This is a genomic window from Zhurongbacter thermophilus (genome assembly GCF_026184435.1).
In the GTDB taxonomy this organism is placed as follows: domain Bacteria; phylum Coprothermobacterota; class Coprothermobacteria; order Coprothermobacterales; family JAADFF01; genus JAADFF01.
Genome location: NZ_CP046447.1, coordinates 1,094,808 through 1,115,605, shown reverse-complemented (window position 1 = coordinate 1,115,605; position 20,798 = coordinate 1,094,808). Strand labels below are relative to the sequence as shown.

General features: G+C 46.4%; 19 protein-coding genes and 3 rRNA genes. 19 read left to right on the top strand and 3 right to left on the bottom strand.

What is annotated here, in order from left to right:
- The first annotated feature begins 52 nt into the window (after positions 1 to 52).
- From GM182_RS05605 to GM182_RS05585, 5 genes are read left to right on the top strand one after another with little or no spacing between them, the layout of a single operon-like run.
- A complete protein-coding gene (locus tag GM182_RS05605) occupies positions 53 to 775 on the top strand; it encodes a glutamate racemase (protein WP_449186131.1) in 723 nt (240 codons plus the stop codon).
- Entirely contained in the window at positions 763 to 1,320 is a 558-nt protein-coding gene (locus GM182_RS05600) for a hypothetical protein (protein WP_449186130.1), read from the top strand. Before GM182_RS05605 ends, GM182_RS05600 begins: the two co-directional genes overlap by 13 nt.
- Positions 1,310 to 1,744 carry a DUF4446 family protein gene (locus GM182_RS05595; RefSeq protein WP_449186129.1) on the top strand — a complete coding sequence of 145 codons (435 nt, stop codon included), beginning with the start codon at positions 1,310 to 1,312 and terminating at the stop codon, positions 1,742 to 1,744. Before GM182_RS05600 ends, GM182_RS05595 begins: the two co-directional genes overlap by 11 nt.
- Entirely contained in the window at positions 1,719 to 2,786 is a 1,068-nt protein-coding gene (locus GM182_RS05590) for a M23 family metallopeptidase (protein WP_449186128.1), read from the top strand. The genes GM182_RS05595 and GM182_RS05590 overlap by 26 nt, the downstream gene beginning before the upstream one ends.
- A gap of 11 nt (positions 2,787 to 2,797) precedes the next feature.
- On the top strand, positions 2,798 to 3,214 hold the full coding sequence (locus tag GM182_RS05585; RefSeq protein WP_449186127.1) for a bactofilin family protein: 417 nt from the start codon (positions 2,798 to 2,800) through the stop codon (positions 3,212 to 3,214).
- A gap of 45 nt (positions 3,215 to 3,259) precedes the next feature.
- Here GM182_RS05585 and GM182_RS05580 read toward each other — a convergent pair whose 3' ends face one another.
- Both GM182_RS05580 and lpdA read right to left on the bottom strand, forming a co-directional pair.
- Positions 3,260 to 3,862, bottom strand: a complete 603-nt coding sequence (locus tag GM182_RS05580) for a cyclodeaminase/cyclohydrolase family protein (RefSeq protein ID WP_449186126.1) — start codon at positions 3,860 to 3,862, stop codon at positions 3,260 to 3,262.
- A gap of 12 nt (positions 3,863 to 3,874) precedes the next feature.
- Positions 3,875 to 5,242 (bottom strand): dihydrolipoyl dehydrogenase, encoded by a 1,368-nt coding sequence (gene lpdA / locus GM182_RS05575; RefSeq protein WP_449186125.1) that lies wholly within the window; start codon positions 5,240 to 5,242, stop codon positions 3,875 to 3,877.
- A gap of 97 nt (positions 5,243 to 5,339) precedes the next feature.
- On the opposite strand from lpdA, the gene GM182_RS05570 reads away from it, so the two are divergent.
- The 6 genes from GM182_RS05570 (at position 5,340) to rrf (ending at position 12,626) form a co-directional block, all read left to right on the top strand.
- Positions 5,340 to 6,005, top strand: coding sequence for an HAD family hydrolase (locus GM182_RS05570; RefSeq protein ID WP_449186124.1), 666 nt, complete (start codon positions 5,340 to 5,342; stop codon positions 6,003 to 6,005).
- Positions 5,995 to 6,735, top strand: a complete 741-nt coding sequence (locus tag GM182_RS05565; protein ID WP_449186123.1) for a sulfite exporter TauE/SafE family protein — start codon at positions 5,995 to 5,997, stop codon at positions 6,733 to 6,735. The genes GM182_RS05570 and GM182_RS05565 overlap by 11 nt, the downstream gene beginning before the upstream one ends.
- A 12-nt stretch (positions 6,736 to 6,747) precedes the next feature.
- Positions 6,748 to 7,287, top strand: coding sequence for a thermonuclease family protein (locus GM182_RS05560; protein ID WP_449186122.1), 540 nt, complete (start codon positions 6,748 to 6,750; stop codon positions 7,285 to 7,287).
- A gap of 429 nt (positions 7,288 to 7,716) precedes the next feature.
- Positions 7,717 to 9,311 (top strand): 16S ribosomal RNA (locus tag GM182_RS05555).
- A 98-nt stretch (positions 9,312 to 9,409) separates the two neighbouring features.
- Positions 9,410 to 12,450 (top strand): 23S ribosomal RNA (locus tag GM182_RS05550).
- Positions 12,451 to 12,509: 59 nt separating this feature from the next.
- Positions 12,510 to 12,626 (top strand): 5S ribosomal RNA (gene rrf / locus GM182_RS05545).
- The 16S, 23S and 5S rRNA genes sit together here, the layout of an rRNA operon.
- Before the next feature lie 606 nt (positions 12,627 to 13,232).
- Here rrf and GM182_RS05540 read toward each other — a convergent pair.
- Entirely contained in the window at positions 13,233 to 14,396 is a 1,164-nt protein-coding gene (locus GM182_RS05540) for a hypothetical protein (RefSeq protein ID WP_449186121.1), read from the bottom strand.
- A 215-nt stretch (positions 14,397 to 14,611) separates the two neighbouring features.
- Here GM182_RS05540 and rpsL point away from each other — a divergent pair, with 215 nt between their 5' ends.
- From rpsL to rplW, 8 genes are read left to right on the top strand one after another with little or no spacing between them, the layout of a single operon-like run.
- The gene (rpsL, locus tag GM182_RS05535; RefSeq protein ID WP_449186120.1) at positions 14,612 to 14,986 is read left to right on the top strand and encodes a 30S ribosomal protein S12; all 375 of its coding nucleotides are present in this window, start codon (positions 14,612 to 14,614) and stop codon (positions 14,984 to 14,986) included.
- 24 nt (positions 14,987 to 15,010) lie between these two features.
- Positions 15,011 to 15,493 carry a 30S ribosomal protein S7 gene (rpsG, locus tag GM182_RS05530; protein WP_449186119.1) on the top strand — a complete coding sequence of 161 codons (483 nt, stop codon included), beginning with the start codon at positions 15,011 to 15,013 and terminating at the stop codon, positions 15,491 to 15,493.
- A gap of 6 nt (positions 15,494 to 15,499) precedes the next feature.
- Positions 15,500 to 17,596 carry an elongation factor G gene (fusA, locus tag GM182_RS05525; RefSeq protein ID WP_449186118.1) on the top strand — a complete coding sequence of 699 codons (2,097 nt, stop codon included), beginning with the start codon at positions 15,500 to 15,502 and terminating at the stop codon, positions 17,594 to 17,596.
- A 6-nt stretch (positions 17,597 to 17,602) separates the two neighbouring features.
- Positions 17,603 to 18,850 carry an elongation factor Tu gene (gene tuf / locus GM182_RS05520; protein WP_449186117.1) on the top strand — a complete coding sequence of 416 codons (1,248 nt, stop codon included), beginning with the start codon at positions 17,603 to 17,605 and terminating at the stop codon, positions 18,848 to 18,850.
- 17 nt (positions 18,851 to 18,867) lie between these two features.
- The gene (gene rpsJ / locus GM182_RS05515) at positions 18,868 to 19,176 is read left to right on the top strand and encodes a 30S ribosomal protein S10 (RefSeq protein WP_449186116.1); all 309 of its coding nucleotides are present in this window, start codon (positions 18,868 to 18,870) and stop codon (positions 19,174 to 19,176) included.
- Between the two features lie 20 nt (positions 19,177 to 19,196).
- Positions 19,197 to 19,859, top strand: coding sequence for a 50S ribosomal protein L3 (gene rplC, locus GM182_RS05510; protein ID WP_449187293.1), 663 nt, complete (start codon positions 19,197 to 19,199; stop codon positions 19,857 to 19,859).
- A 6-nt stretch (positions 19,860 to 19,865) separates the two neighbouring features.
- Positions 19,866 to 20,504, top strand: a complete 639-nt coding sequence (gene rplD / locus GM182_RS05505) for a 50S ribosomal protein L4 (protein ID WP_449186115.1) — start codon at positions 19,866 to 19,868, stop codon at positions 20,502 to 20,504.
- The gene (gene rplW, locus GM182_RS05500; RefSeq protein ID WP_449186114.1) at positions 20,501 to 20,791 is read left to right on the top strand and encodes a 50S ribosomal protein L23; all 291 of its coding nucleotides are present in this window, start codon (positions 20,501 to 20,503) and stop codon (positions 20,789 to 20,791) included. Before rplD ends, rplW begins: the two co-directional genes overlap by 4 nt.
- The last annotated feature ends 7 nt before the right edge of the window (positions 20,792 to 20,798 follow it).

The following is a 20,798-nucleotide window of genomic DNA, read 5'->3' as shown; positions in this document are numbered from 1 at the left end:
AACTTTTTGAACGATGGAAAGAATATATATATTGGATTCAGGGATAGGTGGATTGGCACTACTGAGAGACCTGTGTTTTTTAGAGGCAAATGCCTCTATTTTTTTTGTTGCCGATGCTAAATATTTTCCATATGGAGAAAAAACAAGGGAAACTTTATCTAACATATTTGATTTTCATGTGGCGGCAGCGAGATTGCTCGGTTTCGAGAAGATAGTAGTTGCATGTAATACCATGTCTACTGTTGTCATGGACGAAAAGTATAAAATTCCTGTATGGCATTTGTTCCAGGGTTGGGGAGAGCATCTGTCTATGTATAAACGTCCACTTGTGCTTGCTACTAGTCGTACAATAGAGAGTGGTGTATATCAGAGACTGACCTATGGTATGGGGGTTTATCATAAGGCAACATATCTTATTAATGCCATTCAACACGGGGATGTAGATGGTGTAAAAAGATGTTTGGAGGACATTCGCAATATGGTGATATCTGAAAAAATAGATGCCATAATCTTAGGATGTACGCATTTATCTTTTATAAGAGATATGTTCTATCAGACAATGCCTCCCAGTGTGGAAATCGAAGACCCTTTATGGCATATGGCACGCAGAATTTTTGCCACTACAGGAGCAGGACAGGTTATACTGGAAGGTGTTGGTAGTACTGATCCTGTTTATAATCCTATAGATGCTGTTAGGTCTATACCCGGAAGTGAGGTGATTAGAGGGTGCAAGCGCTCCAAAACGGGCCTTATTCAGGGTATATGGCTATTTTAGCTGTTGCCATATTGATTTCTTTTATTTATGCTCTGCTTACCAGAGGTAAACAAGCGCTACTTGCTGCCTTTGCCGGTACATCGTTAGCTGTAGGTATGGGATTATTTGTATCTCATGCAGCTTATATTGTCTTGAATATGCCCATGCACATAGCTAAACGTTACTTGTTTTATCCTATAGGATTCGTTCCTCAAGGATACCTTCTTGGTCATTTAATATTTGGAGTGTTGTTTGCATTTTTGCTGTCATTTGTTGAACCTTCTGATGGAGAAGTTGTTGCTCTCACGATTATGATTCAAGTTTCTGCTATTTTCCCTCCTCCATATTCCTATGTTGTGAGTGTACTTTTGCTGTTATTATTTTGGCCAAGATCTATGTGGTCTCGTTTAGGAGGTTGTATAGTGTTTTCTGTATCACTTGTGCTGTATAATGTTAAATGGGCCCCTCTAATGGGGTTACCACATAAGGTTGCATTGGGAGGTAGTATATTGGCCTGTTTGCTTGCATTGTTTGTAGTGTATAGAGGTGAGACAAATGAATTTTAATGTGTGGTATGCCATATCAGCTATTGCTGTTATGTTGCTGATTTTGACTTTTTTCAATGTATATATGTTTCTGAAATGGAGACAATGGGGCAAACCAGGACATGTTATAGAGGTCTTGGAGAGTCTTACTGAAGATGTTGAGACCCTTAGAGAAGATGTAGACACTCTCAAAGAACAGATTGCTCAAATTCCTGGTCGTTGGCGTGTAGCCCGCTATGATGCTATTCCTGAAGAAAAGGGAAAGAAAAGTTCTACTCTTGCTGTTATAAATGAATATGGTGACGGCTGGGTTATTACATCACTTACTATGACAGGGGCTTCTCGTGTCTACATCAAGAATGTAAGGGGGTGGAAATGTGAGGAGCCGTTCTCGTTTAGTCCCGAAGAAGAGCTTGCTATTGAAAGCATCAAGAAGGAGATATAAGCCCAGTAGAAGGGCTGTTGATATTCATTATTCATTTATGGTGTCTAGTAATAGACATGGGGGTATGGTAAATATCTCCATTGGCAGGTGGCAGGTGAAATTACTTGCTGCAATACTAATGATCTTCTTTGCCACATTTGCACTTATGTCTGCCCAGCTGTGGGCATATTCTCAAATGAAAATAGTTGCTATACGAGATGCAAGACTTGTGTATGCTTTTCAGGCATATGATGAGGCTCGTAGTAAAGAGATTTCTTCCCTTGTTTCCAAAACCAACGAGCTGGAATACAAGTTAGACAAACTCCTTACTGGTATCAACGAAATCAATAAAGTGCTTGTGTCCACTGGTAAGGAACTTAAGGGTGTTAAGGGAGCTTCTGAACTTGGTGTTGCTGCTGCATCGGATTTGTCATTTGTCTTTACAGCTACGGCATCAGATGCTACCGCTTCAACAACTACACTATCTCCTGCATTTGCTTTATCTCCATCTGTTACGCCATATTCCCAGTATGGTGTGACGAATCAAATGGATAAATTACAGGAGGCCAATCTTGTACTCGAACATATATCCAATACATTGGTCCGTCTTGGTGCTGTGAGTAGTGAAATATCCAATGATACCAATAAATATGTTTCTCTTATGGAGCATGTCCCCACACTATGGCCCGCCCAAGGGAGGTTTACAGCTGGATTTGGATGGCGTAGAGACCCTCTTATGCCTGGTCGTTGGGAATTTCATAAAGGAATTGACATAGCCAACTCTTGGGGTACCCCTGTGTATGCCGCTGCATCTGGTAAGGTTATATGGACAGGTTGGAATGGTGGATATGGAAAGTCTATTATTATAGATCATGGTAATGGTATTAAGACTGTGTATGCTCATCTTGAAAAGATTGAGGTGAAAATAGGACAAGAGGTGAAAAAGGGGCAGGAGATAGCCAAGATGGGATCTACTGGAAGAAGTACGGGGCCCCATCTGCATTTTGAAGTTCATGTAAATGGTGTTGCTGTAGATCCACTAAGATATCTTAGTAGAAGGTAGGAGGGAGAGCAATGTTTGGAAGAAGACGGAGAGTTTCTAGCGATATTGGCTTGTATGTGGGCGCACATACTACCGTAGAGGGTAAAGTGTTTTCCACAAAGGGAACAATCAATATAGCTGGTTCTTTTAATGGTGATATTGTGTCCCAAGATCTTGTAATTATTACTGAAGAAGGTAAGGTTCAAGGTACTATCAAGGCTAAGGAACTTCATGTGTTTGGTAAGGTTAATGGTATCGTCGAGGTTGAAAATGAGCTTATTATAGGAATGAATGGTCTTGTGGAGGGAGAGGCTTCTTATGGAAGCCTTCATGTAGAAGAAGGTGGACAAATAAAAGGTAAAATGGCCCCAAGAAGTAAGGAGTCTTCTACAGAAAAATCTGCTAAACAGCCTAAAAAGGGTAATAAGGATAACAAGAATAAAAAATAAAGGGAGCTATGTAGCTCCCTTTATTGCTTTTGTAAAACCTGCTTTTTACATTCTTTCCATCGCGAAGTCTATAATTGCATTTGCAAGTTTTGATGCATCTGCCATCAGTTTATTGGCATTTTCCATATAGTGAGCATAAGCCTCTTTACCGGCAACATTGATTTTGACGTTGGCGTAGGCAATTTTAGCAGCAGATTTTAAAGCAGAGGCTCCACCAATAACATCGGATAGAACATATTTAGATATCTTGTCTTTGATCATGTCAAATGCCTGAAGCACTTCAAGACTTCTTTCTAATGTCTGCATAGGTGCTTCAATGGATTTAATACGGGCAGCTTTTAGTGCCTGTTTGCGTACTGCTTTTTCCTCTTCTGTGCTTTTGGGCATAGCCTTTGCCTTCATATACTCATCAAAAGCCTCAGCATCTTTGTCTGCAAGGACCAGAAATTCTTCATATGCACCTTTCATGCTTTCTCCAATACTGCTAAGTAAGTCATCATCAACCTTCTTAGCTGTAATGTCTATGGTCATTTTAAACAAACCAGCTCCCATGGCTCCCATAATGGCTGCAGCTGTGCCACCTCCGGGAGTTGGAGCATCAGATGCCAGTTTCTCTATAAACTCCTGAACAGTCATCTCTTTAAACATGTGTGCCACCTCCTATAAAATGTGTATTGCCTTTCCTAGTGCTACTTCACATGCCTCTTTAATAAATTCGGAAATGGTAGGGTGTGGGAATATTGTATGTGCTATATCTTCAAGTGTTAAACCTTTTTCGATTGCCACCGATCCCACCATAATCATTTCGCTAACATTTTCTCCTACCATATGCATACCTATTATACGGTGAGTATCTTTATCGGCAAGGACTTTGATAAATCCTTCTCTTTCTGCCATAGTTCTTGCCCTGCCATTGGCAGATAGTGGAGCAACACCTTTTAGATATGAACCCTCTTCCAGTTCTTTTTCTCTCTTACCAACACTAGCTACCTCAGGAATAGTAAAGATAGCCCCGGGTATGGCCGGTGTGCCCAAGGGTTTCTTTTCTCCTGATAGTATCTCTTCTGCTACATGTATGCCTTCATGTGCTGCTACATGGGCAAGCATTGTTTTTCCTCTGACATCGCCTATGGCATATATTCCATCTACCGATGTTTCTAAGTAATCGTTGGTTTCAATACCTTTTCTGTGGAGTGTAATGTCAATATCTGTGGTACCAGTTGGTATGTTTGCCTGACGTCCTACCGAAAGCATGAGTTTTTCTGCTTCAAGCACGATTTCTTTTTCTCCTTGGAGTCCATATAGTTTGTAACCACTTTCTCTTTTTTCTATCTTGGTGGTTTTGGTCTCTTTGAATATCTTTACTCCTTTTCTTGATAATGTCTTGTCTACGACAGTGGCAACGTCTGTATCTTCTGTCGGTATGATCTGTGGCATAAGCTCTATTATATAGACCTTTACACCAAGGCCAGATAGCACTGTTGCGGTCTCAACGCCAATGACACCGCCACCAACAATAATAATGCTTTCAGGTAAGCTATCTGCATTTATGAAGTCATCACTCGTCCATATGCCGTCTACATTATCAAACGGGGGAAATAACAGTGGTCTACTACCTGTCGCTATGATAATGTTATCGGCACTGATCTTATCATCTCCAATAGCAATAGTTTTTTTGTCAACAAATACTGCCTCTCCTTTTAGTATGTCAATACCACGCTTGGTTAGTATCATTTCTACTCCCTTACGGGACATGGTGATATTGGTCAGCATATGTTTTCTTAGACCTTTGTAATCTATCTCTGGGGCACCGAATTTTATGCCCATACGCTTACCTTTTTCCGCTGTTTGCTTGACATGTATACCGTATATAAGTGCCTTCATAGGTATACAACCTCTATTAGTGCATGTGCCTCCAATATCTCCCTTTTCGATAACAGCTACTTTATGTCCCCCCTGTGCCAGTCTTATAGCTGCGTGATATCCCCCTGGACCGGAACCAATAACTATGGTGTCATAATGTTTCATAGTTTCACCTCCCTATGAAAAGTTTACTATACTTACCAGATAGTTATGTGTCTATAAGGTAAAATACTAAAAACGCATGTTGGGAGGGGGAATATATATGCTACTGCTATTTGATATGTTTGGCACACTAGTAGATATTACACCTGTTAACAAACGTATTTATGAGTTCTTTAAGGTTTATTCCAATAAAGATATTGATTATCAGTCGTTTCATGACTTTTATATTGAAAAGTATTATGAGGTTTTTTCAAATTTAGATAAGCGTCCTTACATGGTGGAGCGCTATTACTTTAATCGTTTGTATAGCGAACTTCTTAATTACCTTGGGGTCAGTAAGAGCCCGGATTTTGTAGTTGGTTATGTTTATGGACTTTTGTCTTCTATACCACCTTTTGATGATATAGAGTGCGTAAATAAACTCAAGGTAGAAGGACACACAATATGGATTCTATCCAATTCTGACAGTGAGTATTCTTTACCTTTGACAAAGTCTCTGCCTATAGAGGTTGATGGAATTACAACGGCGGCAATGGCAAAGGCCTATAAGCCCCACAAAGATATTTACTTGAAGGCCCTTACCGATAGCGGATTTGAACCTAAAAATGCCATTATGATAGGCGATAGTCTTTCTGATGTAATTGGCGCCGATAGGGTAGGTATCAAAGGCATTCTAATAGATAGATATGGTAAGTATAAAGACTATGAAGGTGTTAAAGTTTCATCTCTGTGCGAAGTAAAGGAGGTTCTCCACCGTGTGGTATAAATATCTTCTTCTGCTGCTTGGTGGAGCTTTTGCCGGTTTTGTCAATGTGCTTGCCGGTGGTGGTTCAATGGTGACAATTCCATTGCTGAACTTTGCTGGCTTACCAATCGATATGGCAAATGCCACCAATAGGGTTGGTATTTTTCTGCAAAATATCATTTCTGTTTCTAAGTTTTTTAAAGAAGGAAAACTGAAATGGCGTAGAGGGCTTGTTCTTGCATTGTTTGCCACACTTGGTGCTATACTGGGTGCCTATATTGTTATATCTATAGATAGAACTCTTCTTAAGCGCATCATAGGATTTATATTTCTTGGCATGCTGATATTTACATTGAAGAAACCCGATCTTGGTACTGTTGAAAAGGTGGATAGACCTCCCCTATGGCTTTCTGCTATAGTCTTTTTTCTTATTGGCATATATGGAGGATTTATTCAAGCAGGAGTGGGCTTTTTTCTTGTCTATGCATTAGTGCTTATAGAAGGGTATGATCTTGTATCTGCTAATGCCATAAAGGTGTTTATTGTGCTTATTTATACGGCTATTGCTTTGACAATGTTTGCTCTAAATGGCCTTGTCGATTGGAAACTTGGTCTTATACTGGCAGTGGGTAATATGATTGGTGCCTATGTGGGAACGGTGTTTGCTATTTTCAAGGGTTCTTATTGGGTTAAGTGGGTGCTTATACTTATGGTTGGCATTGTATCTATTTCTTATATTTTTGGTTTTTAGGAGGAGATGTAAGTGCATAAGAGAAGTAAAGTTTTGACACTTTTATCTGTGTTTTTAATGATAGCGATACTCTTTGGAGGTTGTGGTTTTCTCACTGAAGATGACAGTAATATTATCAAGGTGAAGGTTAAGTGTGTGGCTTCATGTCATCTTGATGGCGATACTATAAGGGTAATTATGCCTGACGGTATAGTGGAAAAGGTTAGACTTATCGGGGTCAATACACCAGAACTTGCCCATTTTGGTAGACCTGAGCAGTGTGGTGCGGCAGAGGCTCGTGATTTTACAGATAAGTTGACAGGTAGATATGTATGGCTGGAGTTTGATGTTGGTAGGCGGGATAAATATGGAAGATTGCTGGCCTATGTATGGATAAAAGATCCGCGCAAAGTCCATTATGATCTTCACTATATGTGGAATTGGTTGCTTGTTAGGGAAGGATATGCCCAGGTGATGACAGTGCCTCCTAATGTTAAATATGTCGATGATTTTCTTGATGCCCAGAGAAAAGCCCGTAATGAAAATAAGGGCTTGTGGAAAAAATGTCGATAGTAGGGCGGGCATAAGCCCGCCCCTTATATTTATATATAGATGGGAAACCATATACAGAAACCCCACCAAACCAATAAAGCAAAGAATAAAAAAACCCCAGTCCACAACAAGAATGAAAGCCCCTCCCACATAGTAAACCCCTCCACCTCCCCATAGACATCCCCAAGCACCATAAAAGTATACAAAAATACACGATTGACTAGAGTACAAAAGCTGGTATACTAATAACTGCCTGCCTGGGGAGAGAAAAAACCGGGCACGGCGAGAGAGCGGGAACGCGACCAAGCAGGGAACGAAAGGAAAAGGCAGTGAAGAATACCCCGTGAAGGTATTTGAGACTGCCGTACTCCGCAAGTGATATAAGAGCTTGGGGATAAAAACTTTCCATGGATAGAAACGAAAGGCCGTGAGGTCTTGAGGATAAAGTATGTCATGGAGGGTTTGATCCCGGCTCAGGACGAACGCTGGCGGCGCGCCTAACACATGCAAGTCGAGCGATCGGCCCGCAGCCCTTATGGGCAGCGGGTACGGAGCGGCGGACGGGTGAGTAACGCGTACCTGACCTACCCTCCAGAGGGGGATAGCCACGGGAAACCGTGGGTAATACCCCATACGCTCCTACTGGGGCCAAGTTATTAAAAGATGACTTGGCTAAGGTAGGAGGAAAGCTGAGGCGCTGGAGGATGGGGGTGCGTCCCATCAGCTAGTTGGTGAGGTAACGGCTCACCAAGGCGAAGACGGGTAACCGGCCTGAGAGGGTGGACGGTCACACCGGGACTGAGACACGGCCCGGACTCCTACGGGAGGCAGCAGTGGGGAATATTGGGCAATGGGGGAAACCCTGACCCAGCGACGCCGCGTGGTGGAAGAAGCCCTTCGGGGTGTAAACACCTGTACAGGGGGAAGAGGAAGGACGGTACCCCTGGAGCAAGGGACGGCTAACTACGTGCCAGCAGCCGCGGTAAGACGTAGGTCCCGAGCGTTGTCCGGAATCACTGGGCGTAAAGGGTCCGTAGGCGGATTCCTAAGTCCACTCTGAAAGCTGCCTGCTCAACGGGCAGAGGAGGGTGGAAACTAGGAGTCTAGAGGCAGGTAGAGGCAGGTGGAAACTAGGAGTCTAGAGGCAGGTAGAGGCAGGTGGAATTCCCGGTGTAGCGGTGAAATGCATAGATATCGGGAGGAACGCCAGTGGCGAAGGCGGCCTGCTGGGCCTGGCCTGACGCTGAGGGACGAAAGCTAGGGGAGCGAACCGGATTAGATACCCGGGTAGTCCTAGCCGTAAACGATGATGGCTAGGTGTCGGGGGGTTAGACCCTTCGGTGCCGCAGCAAACGCGATAAGCCATCCGCCTGAGGAGTACGGTCGCAAGGCTGAAACTCAAAGGAATTGGCGGGGGCCCGCACAAGCGGCGGAGCATGTGGTTTAATTCGACGCAACCCGAAGAACCTTACCAGGGCTTGACATGCTGGGGCAAGCCCGCCCGAAAGGGAGGGGTGGGACCTGCTAAGCAGGTCCACCCAGCACAGGTGTTGCATGGCTGTCGTCAGCTCGTGTCGTGAGATGTTGGCTTAAGTGCCGCAACGAGCGCAACCCCTGTCCCTAGTTACTCCTTGCCAGTAAGGGGGCAAGAGGACTCTAGGGAGACCGCTGGCGAAGAGCCAGAGGAAGGGGGGGACGACGTCAAGTCATCATGGCCCTTATGTCCTGGGCTACACACATGCTACAATGGATGGGTACAACGGGAAGCGAAGCCGAGAGGTGGAGCGAAGCCCTAAAAGCCCGCCGTAGTTCGGATTGTGGGCTGCAACTCGCCCACATGAAGCCGGAGTCGCTAGTAACCGTGGATCAGCAAAGCCGCGGTGAATACGTTCTCGGGCCTTGCACACACCGCCCGTCAATCCACCCGAATCAGGGGCACCAGAAGGCTGGTGACCGGTAAGGGCCGGCTGAAGGTGTGTCTGGTGAGGGGGGATAAGTCGTAACAAGGTAGCTGTAGCGGAAGCTGCGGCTGGATCACCTCCTTTCTAAGGAGAGAGAAGTTCCCTGCGAGGTCGCGTTCCCGCTGAGGGTGAAGACCCCAGCACGCGAGCAAACGGGCAGTAACAGGTAGAGGGTAAGAAAGTGAGAAGATAAAACGAGCACACGGTGGATGCCTTGGCACCTGGAGCCGAAGAAGGACGTGGCAGGCTGCGAAAAGCCTGGACGAGGGGCCTGCACCCGGTAGTAGTCCAGGATCTCCGAATGGGGAAACCCGATGTGCGAAAGCACATCATCCATACCTGAAGCAAGTAGGGTATGGAAGGCAAGCCGGCGAAGTGAAACATCTCAGTAGCCGGAGGAGGAGAAATCAACCGAGATTCCCTAAGTAGCGGCGAGCGAAAGGGGAAGAGCCCAAACCCACAGGGTGAAGAAGCCGGCAGGCGTTGCCCTGTGGGGGTAGCGGGACATAGCTAGGCGTGGCTGCCGACACGCCGCGGAGTAAAAAACCTAGTGTATAGCCGAACCAGCTGGGACGCTGGGCCGAAGAAGGTGAAAGCCCTGTAGGCGAAATGCACTAGGCTCCGTGAGCTATGATCCCAAGTACCCCGGGACACGAGGAATCCTGGGGGAATCAGGGGGGACCACCCTCCAAGGCTAAACACTCCAGGTGACCGATAGTGGAGAAGTACCGTGAGGGAAAGGTGAAAAGCACCCCGGAGAGGGGAGTGAAAGAGGACCTGAAACCGTGTGTTCACAAGGGGTACGACCGGATCTAAGGATCCGGAAGTGCATGCCTATTGAAGAATGAGCCAGGGAGTTCATGTCAGTGGCGAGGTTAAGGCGCTGGAGCGCTGGAGCCGGAGGGAAACCGAGTCTGAAAAGGGCGAAAAGTCGCTGGCATGAGACCCGAAGCCGCACGATCTATCCATGCCCAGGGTGAAGGCCGTATAACAGCGGCTGGAGGCCCGAACGGGTTCGGGGTAAAATCCGTTCCGATGAGGTGTGGATAGGGGTGAAATGCCAATCGAGTGCGGGGATAGCTGGTTCTCCCCGAAATGCATTTAGGTGCAGCCTCACGGATTGCCTGCTGGAGGTAGAGCTACCGATTGGGGTAGGGCCACAGAAGTGGTACCGAACCCAGTCGAACTCCGAATGCTGGCAGGCAGAAGTGGGAGTGAGTATCCGGGGGACAAGCTCCGGAGGCGAGAGGGGAACAACCCAGACCGTCGGCTAAGGTCCCGAAGTCTGTGCTAAGTGTTGCAAGAGGAAGGATGTGGGACTGCGAAGACAGCCAGGAGGTTGGCTTAGAAGCAGCCATCCTCTAAGGAGTGCGTAACAGCTCACTGGTCGAGCGGTTCCGCGCCGAAGATATAACGGGGCTAAAGCACAGCACCGAAGCCACGGAACTATACAGGTCTGCGGATCTGTATAGTTGGTAGGGGAGCGTTCCCTGCGGGGTGAAGTCACACTCGTGAGAGGTGATGGACTGCAGGGAAGTGAGAATCCTGGCATGAGTAGCGAGAGGTAGGTGAGAACCCTACCGCCCGGAAGCCCAAGGGATCCTACGGAAGGCCAATCCACGTAGGGAAAGGCGGGACCTAAGGTGAGGCCGAAAGGCGTAGCCGATGGATAGCCGGTCAAGATTCCGGCCCCACCCACCTGGAGGCTGAGGCGGGACGCAGGAGGTGCAGCACGCCGGGGAAGGGAACACCCGGTCCAAGTCCTGAGGCGAGGAGGAGTAGGCAAATCCGCTCCTCCGGCAAGCTGAGGGATGACGGGGAGCCCCATAAGGGGTGAAGGTGTGACGTGCCAGACTGCCGAGAAAAGCGTCGCAGCCGATGAAAGGTGGGTGCCCGTACCGGAAACCGACACAGGTGGGCAAGGTGCGAAGCACCAAAGGGTAGCGAGCTAACCCCAGTCAAGGAACTCTGCAAAATGGCCCCGTAACTTCGGGAGAAGGGGCGCCCGAGTAGCTTGACCCCCGCTAAGCTTAACAGTGGAGCGGGGTGTAGGGCGAAAGGGCCGCAGGAGATGGGTCCTGGGGACTGTTTACCAAAAACACAGCTCTATGCGAAGGCGAAAGCCGAAGTATATGGGGTGAGGCCTGGCCAGTGCTGGAAGGTTAAGGTGAGGGGTTATCCCCCGGAAGGGGGAGAAGCTCCGAGCCGAAGCCCCAGTAAACGCCGGCCGTAACTATAACGGTCCTAAGGTAGCGAAATTCCTTGCCGGGTAAGTTCCGGCCTGCATGAAAGGCATAACCACCGGGACACTGTCTCGACTGGGGGCTCGGTGAAATTACAGTGGGGGTGAAGATGCCCTCTACCCGCGGCAGGACGGAAAGACCCCGTGGAGCTTTACTGCAACCTAACATTGCCTATTGGGTGGCACTGCGCAGGATAGGTGGGAGGCTAAGAAGGCCCGCTTTCGGGCGGGCTGGAGCCGCCGGTGAGATACCACCCTGTGCCACTTGATGGGCTAACGACGCTCCGTGAAGCCGGAGGTCGGACAGTGTTAGGCGGGCAGTTTGACTGGGGCGGTCGCCTCCCAAAAGGTAACGGAGGCGTCCAAAGGTCACCTCAGGCGGCTTGGAAACCCGCTGATGAGTGCAAAGGCAGAAGGTGGCTTGACTGTGAGAGCGACAGCTCGAGCAGGTGGGAAACCAGGGCTTAGTGACCCGGCGCGCCTAAGTGGAAGGGGCGTCGATCAACGGATAAAAGCTACCCCGGGGATAACAGGCTAATGGGGCCCGAGAGTCCACATCGACGGCTCCGTTTGGCACCTCGATGTCGGCTCGTCCCATCCTGGGGCTGCAGCAGGTCCCAAGGGTTGGGCTGTTCGCCCATTAAAGGGGCACGCGAGCTGGGTTCAGAACGTCGTGAGACAGTTCGGTCCTTATCCGCCGCGGGCGCAGGATACCTGAGGGGAGGTCGGCCTAGTACGAGAGGACCGGTCGGCAGGGGGCGCTGGTGGATCGGTTGCACTGCCGAGTGCACAGCCGAGTAGCTAGACCCCCGAGGGATAAGCGCTGAAGGCATCTAAGCGCGAAGCCCATCCCGAGACGAGGTATCCCACTCCCTTGAAGGGAGGTAAGGGACCTGGGAGACTACCAGGTAGATAGGCCGTAGGTAGAAGCCCCGCGAGGGGTGAAGCCGAGCGGTACTAATATCCCGAGGGCTTCTCACTTTTAACTCTACCTGTTACTGCCAGAAGCTCGTGTGCTGGGGTTTAGAGGTAAATAGTGGGTCTGTGCCCACGTCGTGGGGGTACACCCGGCAACATGCCGAACCCGGAAGTTAAGCCCACGAAGGCCGATGATACTAGTCACCGCGAGGGGCTGGGAAAGTAGGCCGGTGCAGACCCACTAGAGAATGAGGGAGCCGCTGGAAAGTGGCTCCCTTTTTTCGTTTTGAAGAAAGATACAAGAGGTAGTAGATACGGATAGATAGAAGGATGTGGAAGAAGAGATTTTTCTTTTAACAACCTACTTGATCTAATCAATAGATGTGTGCATGGATAGAGAAAAGTGAAGTAAGACGAAGTGAGGATTGTAGAGGCAGACACCCCGAAAAAGCTATGGTTAAGTGAAAGACAAAGAATGCAAGTAGTTTGATGGAGCAATATGAGATGAGCAGAAAAGCCATAGTCGCTGCCCTGTAAATTATTTTGGAAAAGTAACAATTTATCATGGGATTGTATGTTGTTAGATAAAAAAAGCGGAAATAGTGATAAACACGGTAAGTCTGTGATTTACTGTCTCTGTCATCTCAAAAAGCTTCTTAGCTTCTTGAATGTGACGGTGGAAAATGATATAAGAGTAGTTGAATTGTTGTGTGAAGTTCTCTTTCGGTGTAATAAAGAAATACAGTTGCATCACAAAGTTCGATGTGGTGATATACGACAAGGGCTTTTGTATTGTGGAAACTTCTTGAAAAGGGAGCCATCCCAGTGGCTCCCTTTATAGTTTTTTATCCCATGAGGTATCCTGCAAGCCAGTCGATATGTTTCAGTATGGGGGTAATGTCTTCTGGCACAATTACCGTATGGTTACCCAGTTTGCCTGTTCGCAGTTCTTCATAAGTGTCTTTGTCTACTTCTATAACAACCTGTGTGCGGCAAATATTATCTTTTTCTGGAGTATCAACAATGGTGCCTTTAGCAAACCACAGTTTACCGCTGGGTAATATCTTGACAAGGCTAACAATCATGCCTTTGGGGTAGTATCCTTTAACTGCTGCCCCTTTACCTGATTCAAAGTGTGTAGGTATGTAGAAGCGGTCAAGCAGAGATATAGGTGATGTACAGTGAGACATAAGTACTCTATAGCCGTCGTAAAACCAGTTGAGGTTGGCCATGAATCCGCTTTTATCTGTGAGATATTTGGATATTATCATGCCAATGAGGGCGGGGATATCGCCTTCACAGCCTAAAATGTAATTTTCACTATTTAAAACCGCAAAAGCGAGGCATGGTACAGTTCCAAGTAAGTTGAGTAGATGGAAACACTTTACACTGAGTCCAAGCAGATCATGCTTTTCGTGGAGGTGTTTTAAGGCTCTATACATTTTTACTTGTTTTATGAGTTCCTCTTCTGATACGAGTACTTTATCGGCTCTTTGTATTTTTTTCTTAAAGGAGGAGACTTCGTCCTGTGTTGGTTCCTCGTTCCATATCTCTAGGAATTCTTTCCATGTCAATCGTTTAATGGTTAGTCCCCAATTGGAGTGGAGGTCATAGGGGGTTAATGTGCTGGCGCTTATGAGCCAGGGGCTAGGCTCATCAAGTAAACCTATATATTTACCGTCCAAATTTTTTAAAAGTCCGGACATTGTATTGGCGTTTCCGACTTCTTCTGCTTCATCAGGTACGAGAAATAGCTTTGATGGTATATCTCTGTGATGTAGGTATGCCATTATTTCTGCGGCAGCAGGAAGAGAGTTTTGACTTTCGTGGGCAAGTACGGCTATTGGTGGTGATAGTTTTCCTTCTCTAAATGCCCTTAAAAACTTCTCTTCGGCGCCTCCGGTAAGTACGGCAACGGTAGATAGATTATCCGAAGGTATCGAATGAAACATTGCTTTAAGTTTTTCTATTATTTGTGGATTATGAAGATCTGAGTAAGCAAAAAACATGAATATCCCCTCCCTAAATTTCAGATTCAATATTCATTATATACTTGCCCGGGATATGCAATTTGTGTATAATGGATAGTGCTGTGGTACGTGGGAACTTATTGAAGTATGTATGTTTTTATGTTATAATCTGTGATAGCGTGTCTGCGTATACGCAAGGTGTTGTTTTTTGGACGAGAAAATGGCAGACAGAAGATATATGAGGAGGTGTCAAAATGCCAACTTTTAATCAGCTGGTAAGATTCGGAAGAGAAAAGGTCAAGGAGAAATCAAAATCTCCAGCACTTCAGGGTAACCCTCAGAAGAGGGGAGTTTGTGTTGTTGTTAGAACAATGACACCTAAGAAACCAAACTCTGCTCTTCGTAAGGTTGCAAGGGTGCGTCTTTCAAATGGTATAGAAGTTACTGCATATATTCCCGGTGAGGGACACAATTTGCAGGAACACTCTCAGGTTTTGGTCAGAGGTGGCCGTGTGAAAGACCTGCCTGGTGTTCGTTATCACATCATTCGTGGTGTATATGATGCTGCCGGTGTTGAGGGCAGAAGACAGTCCCGTTCCAAATATGGAACAAAGAGACCTAAGAAGTAAGGTCTGAAAGGAGGAGAGTAGGGTATGCCAAGAAAAGGTCCAGTACCGCCACGTGAGATTCCGCCGGATCCAATATACGGCAGTGTGCTTATACAGAAGCTCATTAATAGAACTATGCTTGGCGGAAAGAAGAGTAAGGCAGAGAAGATTGTATATGAGGCTCTTAAGATTGCTTCTGAGCGTCTTGGTGGGGTAGATCCCAAAGAGCTTATGGAAAAGGTTGTAGACAATGTCAAGCCTATTGTAGAGACCCGTTCTCGTCGTGTTGGTGGTGCCACATATCAGGTTCCAGTAGAGGTGCCAGAGCGTAGACAGATATCTCTTGCTATCAGATGGCTTGTTCTTGCAGCAAGAGCTCGTGGTCCTCGTAATATGGTAGATAAACTTGCCGATGAGCTTGTTGATGCCTACAACGGTAAGGGTGGCGCTATTGCCAAGAGAGATGAGGTACATAGAATTGCTGAGTCTAACAAGGCATTTGCACACCTTAGATGGGGGCGCAGGTGATAGACTATGGCAAAGGGTAAAAATACAGTAAGAGAATACTCTCTTGAAAAAACAAGGAATATAGGTTTTGCCGCTCATATTGATGCCGGTAAAACTACAACAACAGAGCGTATTCTCTTCTATACTGGTCGTACCCATAAGATAGGTGAAGTTCACGATGGTACGGCTACAATGGACTGGATGCCACAAGAGAAAGAGCGTGGTATCACAATTACAGCGGCTGTTACAACGGCATTCTGGAAAGATCACCGTCTTAATATTATCGATACGCCCGGCCACGTAGACTTCACAATTGAGGTTGAACGTGCTATGCGTGTGCTTGACGGTGCCATCATTATTCTTGATGCTGTTGCCGGTGTACAGCCCCAAACAGAAACTGTTTGGAGGCAGGCTGATAGATATCAGGTTCCAAGAATTATCTTTGTTAACAAGATGGATCGTATTGGTGCCAACTTCTTTAGAGTTGTTAATACAATAGAAGATAAGCTTTATGTGCGTCCTGTAGTTATGCAGGTACCCATTGGGGAAGAGGATCAGTTCCAAGGTGTTGTAGATCTCATAACCAGACAGGCCTATGTCTGGAAAGATGATCTTGGTAAAGAGTACGAGATTGTCGAGGTTCCCAATGAACTGAAGGACCTTGTTGAAGAGTGGAGAGAAAAACTCATAGAAACAGCCGTTGAGTTTGATGATGAGGCTATGGAGAGATATCTCTCTGGTGAGGAGCTGTCTCCTGAGGAGATAAAGAAACTCATCAGAAAAGGTACTCTTCAGAGGGAAATTTTCCCTGTTTTTATGGGTACGGCATTTAAGAATAAGGGTATTCAGCCACTTTTGGATGCTATTATCGATTATCTTCCATCTCCTCTTGATATTCCTCCTGTTAAGGGTATTAATCCTCTTACTGGTGAGGAAGAGGAAAGACCAACATCTGATGATGCACCACTGGCTGTGTTTGCCTTTAAGATTCAGACAGATCCATTTGTTGGTAAGCTTGCATATGTTAGAGTCTACTCTGGTATGCTTAAGGCTGGAACATATGTTTATAATGCCACTAAGGGCAAAAAGGAGCGTATATCCAGGCTTCTACGTATGCATGCTAACTATCGTGAAGACGTTGAGGCCATTGGTGCTGGTGACCTTGGTGCCATTGTTGGTCTTAAGAACACCACCACTGGTGATACACTTTGCGATGAGGAACATCCTATTATTCTTGAGTCTATCTTTATTCCTGAACCAGTTGTGTCTATTGCTATTGAGCCAAAGACACAGTCTGATCAGGACAAGCTTTCTCAGGCACTCCAGAAGCTTGCCGAAGAGGATCCAACATTTAGGGTAAAGATTGACCATGAGACCGGTGAAACTATTATCTCCGGTATGGGTGAGCTTCATCTTGAAATTATTGTCGACCGTCTAAAGAGAGAGTTTAAGGTAGATGCCAATGTTGGTAAGCCACAGGTTTCTTACCGTGAGACATTTACCAAGCCTGTTAAGGTGGAAGGTAAGCACATCCGTCAGACAGGTGGTCACGGTCAGTATGGTCACGTTGTCATAGAATTCGAGCCTCTCGAAAGAGGTAAGGGGTTTGAGTTTGTTGATAAGATTGTTGGTGGTGTTATTCCAAGAGAGTATATTCCTTCTGTAGAGAAAGGTCTTAAAGAGGCTATGGAGTCAGGACCTCTTGCCGGCTATCCCGTTGTGGATCTTCGTGCTACACTGGTAGACGGTTCTTATCACGAGGTTGACTCTTCAGATATGGCATTCCAGATGGCTGCTATTAAGGCATTTAGAGAAGCAGCTAAAAAAGCTGACCCTGTTCTGCTTGAGCCTATCATGAAAGTTGAGGTTACCGTTCCTGAGCAGTATATGGGTTCTGTTATCGGTGACCTTAATTCCAGAAGAGGTAGAATTAAGAGCATGGAGGCACAGGGTGGACTTCAGGTTATTACCGCTGAAGTGCCGTTGGCCGAAATGTTTGGATATGCCACAGCACTGAGAACACTTACACAGGGTCGTGGAACCTTTGCTATGGAGTTTTCTCACTACGAAGAGGTTCCAAGGTCCGTTCAGGAACAAATTATAAAGAAAGAAAGAGGGGAGTGATAGGATATGGCAAAGGAGAAATTTGTAAGAACGAAGCCACACCTAAATGTGGGAACAATTGGACACATTGACCACGGAAAGACAACACTGACAGCAGCAATCACAGGAACATTGGCAGGTCTAGGACTTGCAAACTTCTTGGGATACTATGATATTGATAAAGCACCGGAAGAAAAAGAGAGAGGAATCACAATCAACATAGCCCACGTAGAGTATGAGACCCCAGACAGAGAAGTCAATGGAAAGCAGATCAAAGGAAGACACTATGCACACATAGACTGTCCAGGACACGCAGACTACATCAAGAACATGATCACCGGAGCAGCCCAGATGGACGGTTCCATCTTGGTCGTAGCAGCAACAGACGGTGTCATGCCCCAGACCAGAGAGCACGTACTGCTTGCCAGACAGGTTAACGTGCCATACATCATCGTATTCATCAACAAAGTAGACATGGTAGACGACCCCGAGCTAATTGAGCTGGTAGAGATGGAAGTCAGAGACCTGCTGAATCAGTATGACTTTCCTGGCGATGAAGTACCAGTAGTAGCTGGATCTGCATTGAAAGCCCTTGAGTACATAGAAGGACATCCGAATGTCCAGAGGGGCGAGAACGAGTGGGTAGACAAGATCTGGGAGCTTTTAGATGCTCTTGACACCTACATTCCAGAGCCACAGAGAGAGACCGACAAACCATTCCTGATGCCAATTGAAGACATCTTCACCATTACAGGAAGAGGAACGGTTGTTACCGGAAAGGTAGAGAGAGGCGTCCTTCATGTAGGTGATGAGGTAGAAATCGTAGGACTGTCTGACGAGATCAGAAAGACCGTAGTTACCGGAATAGAGATGTTCAGGAAAGAGCTTGATGAGGCAATCGCCGGAGACAACATCGGTGTTCTCTTGAGAGGAATCGGTAAAGACGAAGTAGAGAGAGGACAGGTCTTGGCAAAGCCCGGGTCCATTAAGCCTCACCGTAAATTCAAAGCACAGGTATATATTCTGAAGAAAGAGGAAGGTGGAAGACACAAGCCATTCTTCACCGGATACAGACCACAGTTCTACATCAGGACAACAGATGTTACCGGAACCATCAAGCTGCCTGAAGGCGTAGAGATGGCAATGCCTGGAGACAACCTGGAGCTAGAGGTAGAGCTTATATATCCGATTGCTCTTGAAGAGGGCAGCAGATTCGCAATCAGAGAAGGTGGCCGCACAGTAGGTGCTGGTGTTGTCACCGAGATCATTGAGTAATTTAGGGAGGGATAACCATGGCGGTTCAGAGAATAAGGGTCAAACTGAAGTCCTACGACAGCAGAATACTTGACCAGTCAGCACAGAAAATAGTGGAGGCCGCCAGGAGCACAGGGGCAGAGGTATCTGGTCCGATACCTCTGCCTACTGATAGGCGTGTATACTGTGTTCTGAGGTCTCCTCATATTGATAAAGACTCCCGTGAGCATTTTGAGATTCGTATTCACAAGAGACTAATAGACATTCTTAACCCAACACAGGAAACAATTGAGAAGTTGGCAAATCTTGAGCTTCCCGTTGGCGTAGATGTCCACCTTAAACTGTGAGGTGATGCGAAGTGAAGGGTATAGGAATACTTGGAAAGAAATTGGGAATGACACAGATCTTTAAAGAAGATGGAACAGTTGTTCCTGTTACCGTTATCAAAGCCGGTCCTGTATATGTTGTAGATGTTAAGACTCCTGAGAGGGATGGCTACGAGGCTATCAAGGTTGGCTTTGAGGAAATAGATGAGAGAAGAGCACAGAAGGTTCTTAACAGGCCACTTCTGGGTATTTTCAAAAAGGCCGGTACACCACCTCTGAGACACATGAGAGAGTTCAGATATCCTGGTATTACTCAACAGTTTGGTGAGGTAGGAAAGGTTATCAAGGTTACAGATGTGTTTAAAGAGGGTGACGAGGTAGATATTGCTGGAAAGACAAAGGGTAGAGGTTTTGCAGGAGCCATGAAGAGATGGAACTTCTCTGGAGGTCCCAGATCTCACGGTGCTCGTGGATGGCACAGAAGAGTTGGTGCTATCTCTGCAGGTTCTTATCCAGCTGAAGTTAAGCCAGGCAAGAAGATGCCCGGTCATTACGGCAATGAGAGAAGAATGGTGAAGAGACTTGAAGTGGTAAAGATTATTCCCGAACAGGACCTGCTCCTTGTTAAGGGAAGTGTGCCAGGTCCCGTAGGCGGTCTTCTTGAGATTAGACTTGCATATGGAACAGGACCACAGGAGAGGTGATGAAGGGTGGAATTGAAAGTATATAAATACGACGGAACAGAAATCGGCACATCTGCCGTTGCTGAAAAGTTGGCAGAGGGCCCCGTTCGTGGTAAATTGCTCTGGCAGGCTGTAAAGAGATATCTTGCTGGTAAGCGTCGTGGTCGTGCTTCTACCCTGAAGCAGGGTGAAGTTCAAGGTTCTAAGCGTAAACCATGGCCTCAGAAGCATACTGGTAGGGCTCGTCATGGTTATAGAAGAAGCCCTATTTGGTATAAGGGTGCTGTAGTATTTGGTCCAAAGCCAAGAAGCTGGGCTGAGGATATGCCAAAGAAGATGAGAAAAGAGGCCATGAGGTCTGCTATTAGAGATGCACTCCGTAGAGATGCTATTAAGGTTGTGGATTTCGGTGATGCATTTGCAGAAGGACCTAAGACCAAGAAGATGAAGGAAATTCTTGGGAAATTCGGTATTGATGCAGAAAATCAGAGCACATTGTTTGTTCTTTGCAACGATCAGAAGAATGTTGCTCTGTCTGCACGCAATCTTGCAAGGGCCGACGTGGTAAACTTCAGTAGCTTGCATCCTTATTGGATTCTCAAGAATAGCAATATTGTCTTTTCCCGTGAGGCTTGGGAAAAGGTTCAGGAGGTGTGGGGCAAATGAAGCTAGAGGCACATCAGATAATACTCGCTCCTCACATTACAGAGAAGACAATGAGGCTTATGGAAGAGGGAAAATACACCTTCTGGGTACATCCCAAGGCCAATAAGCCCATGATAAAGAAAGCTGTAGAGGAGATTTTTGGAGTAAAGGTACTGTGGGTTAACACAATGAATATGAAGGGTAAAGTAAAGAGAAAAGGTCCTTGGTGGACATATACTGGTACAAGAAAGAAGGCTATTGTTCAGCTTGCACCAGGTCAGCGTATTGACATCATGGAAGGAAGGTAGGTGAACG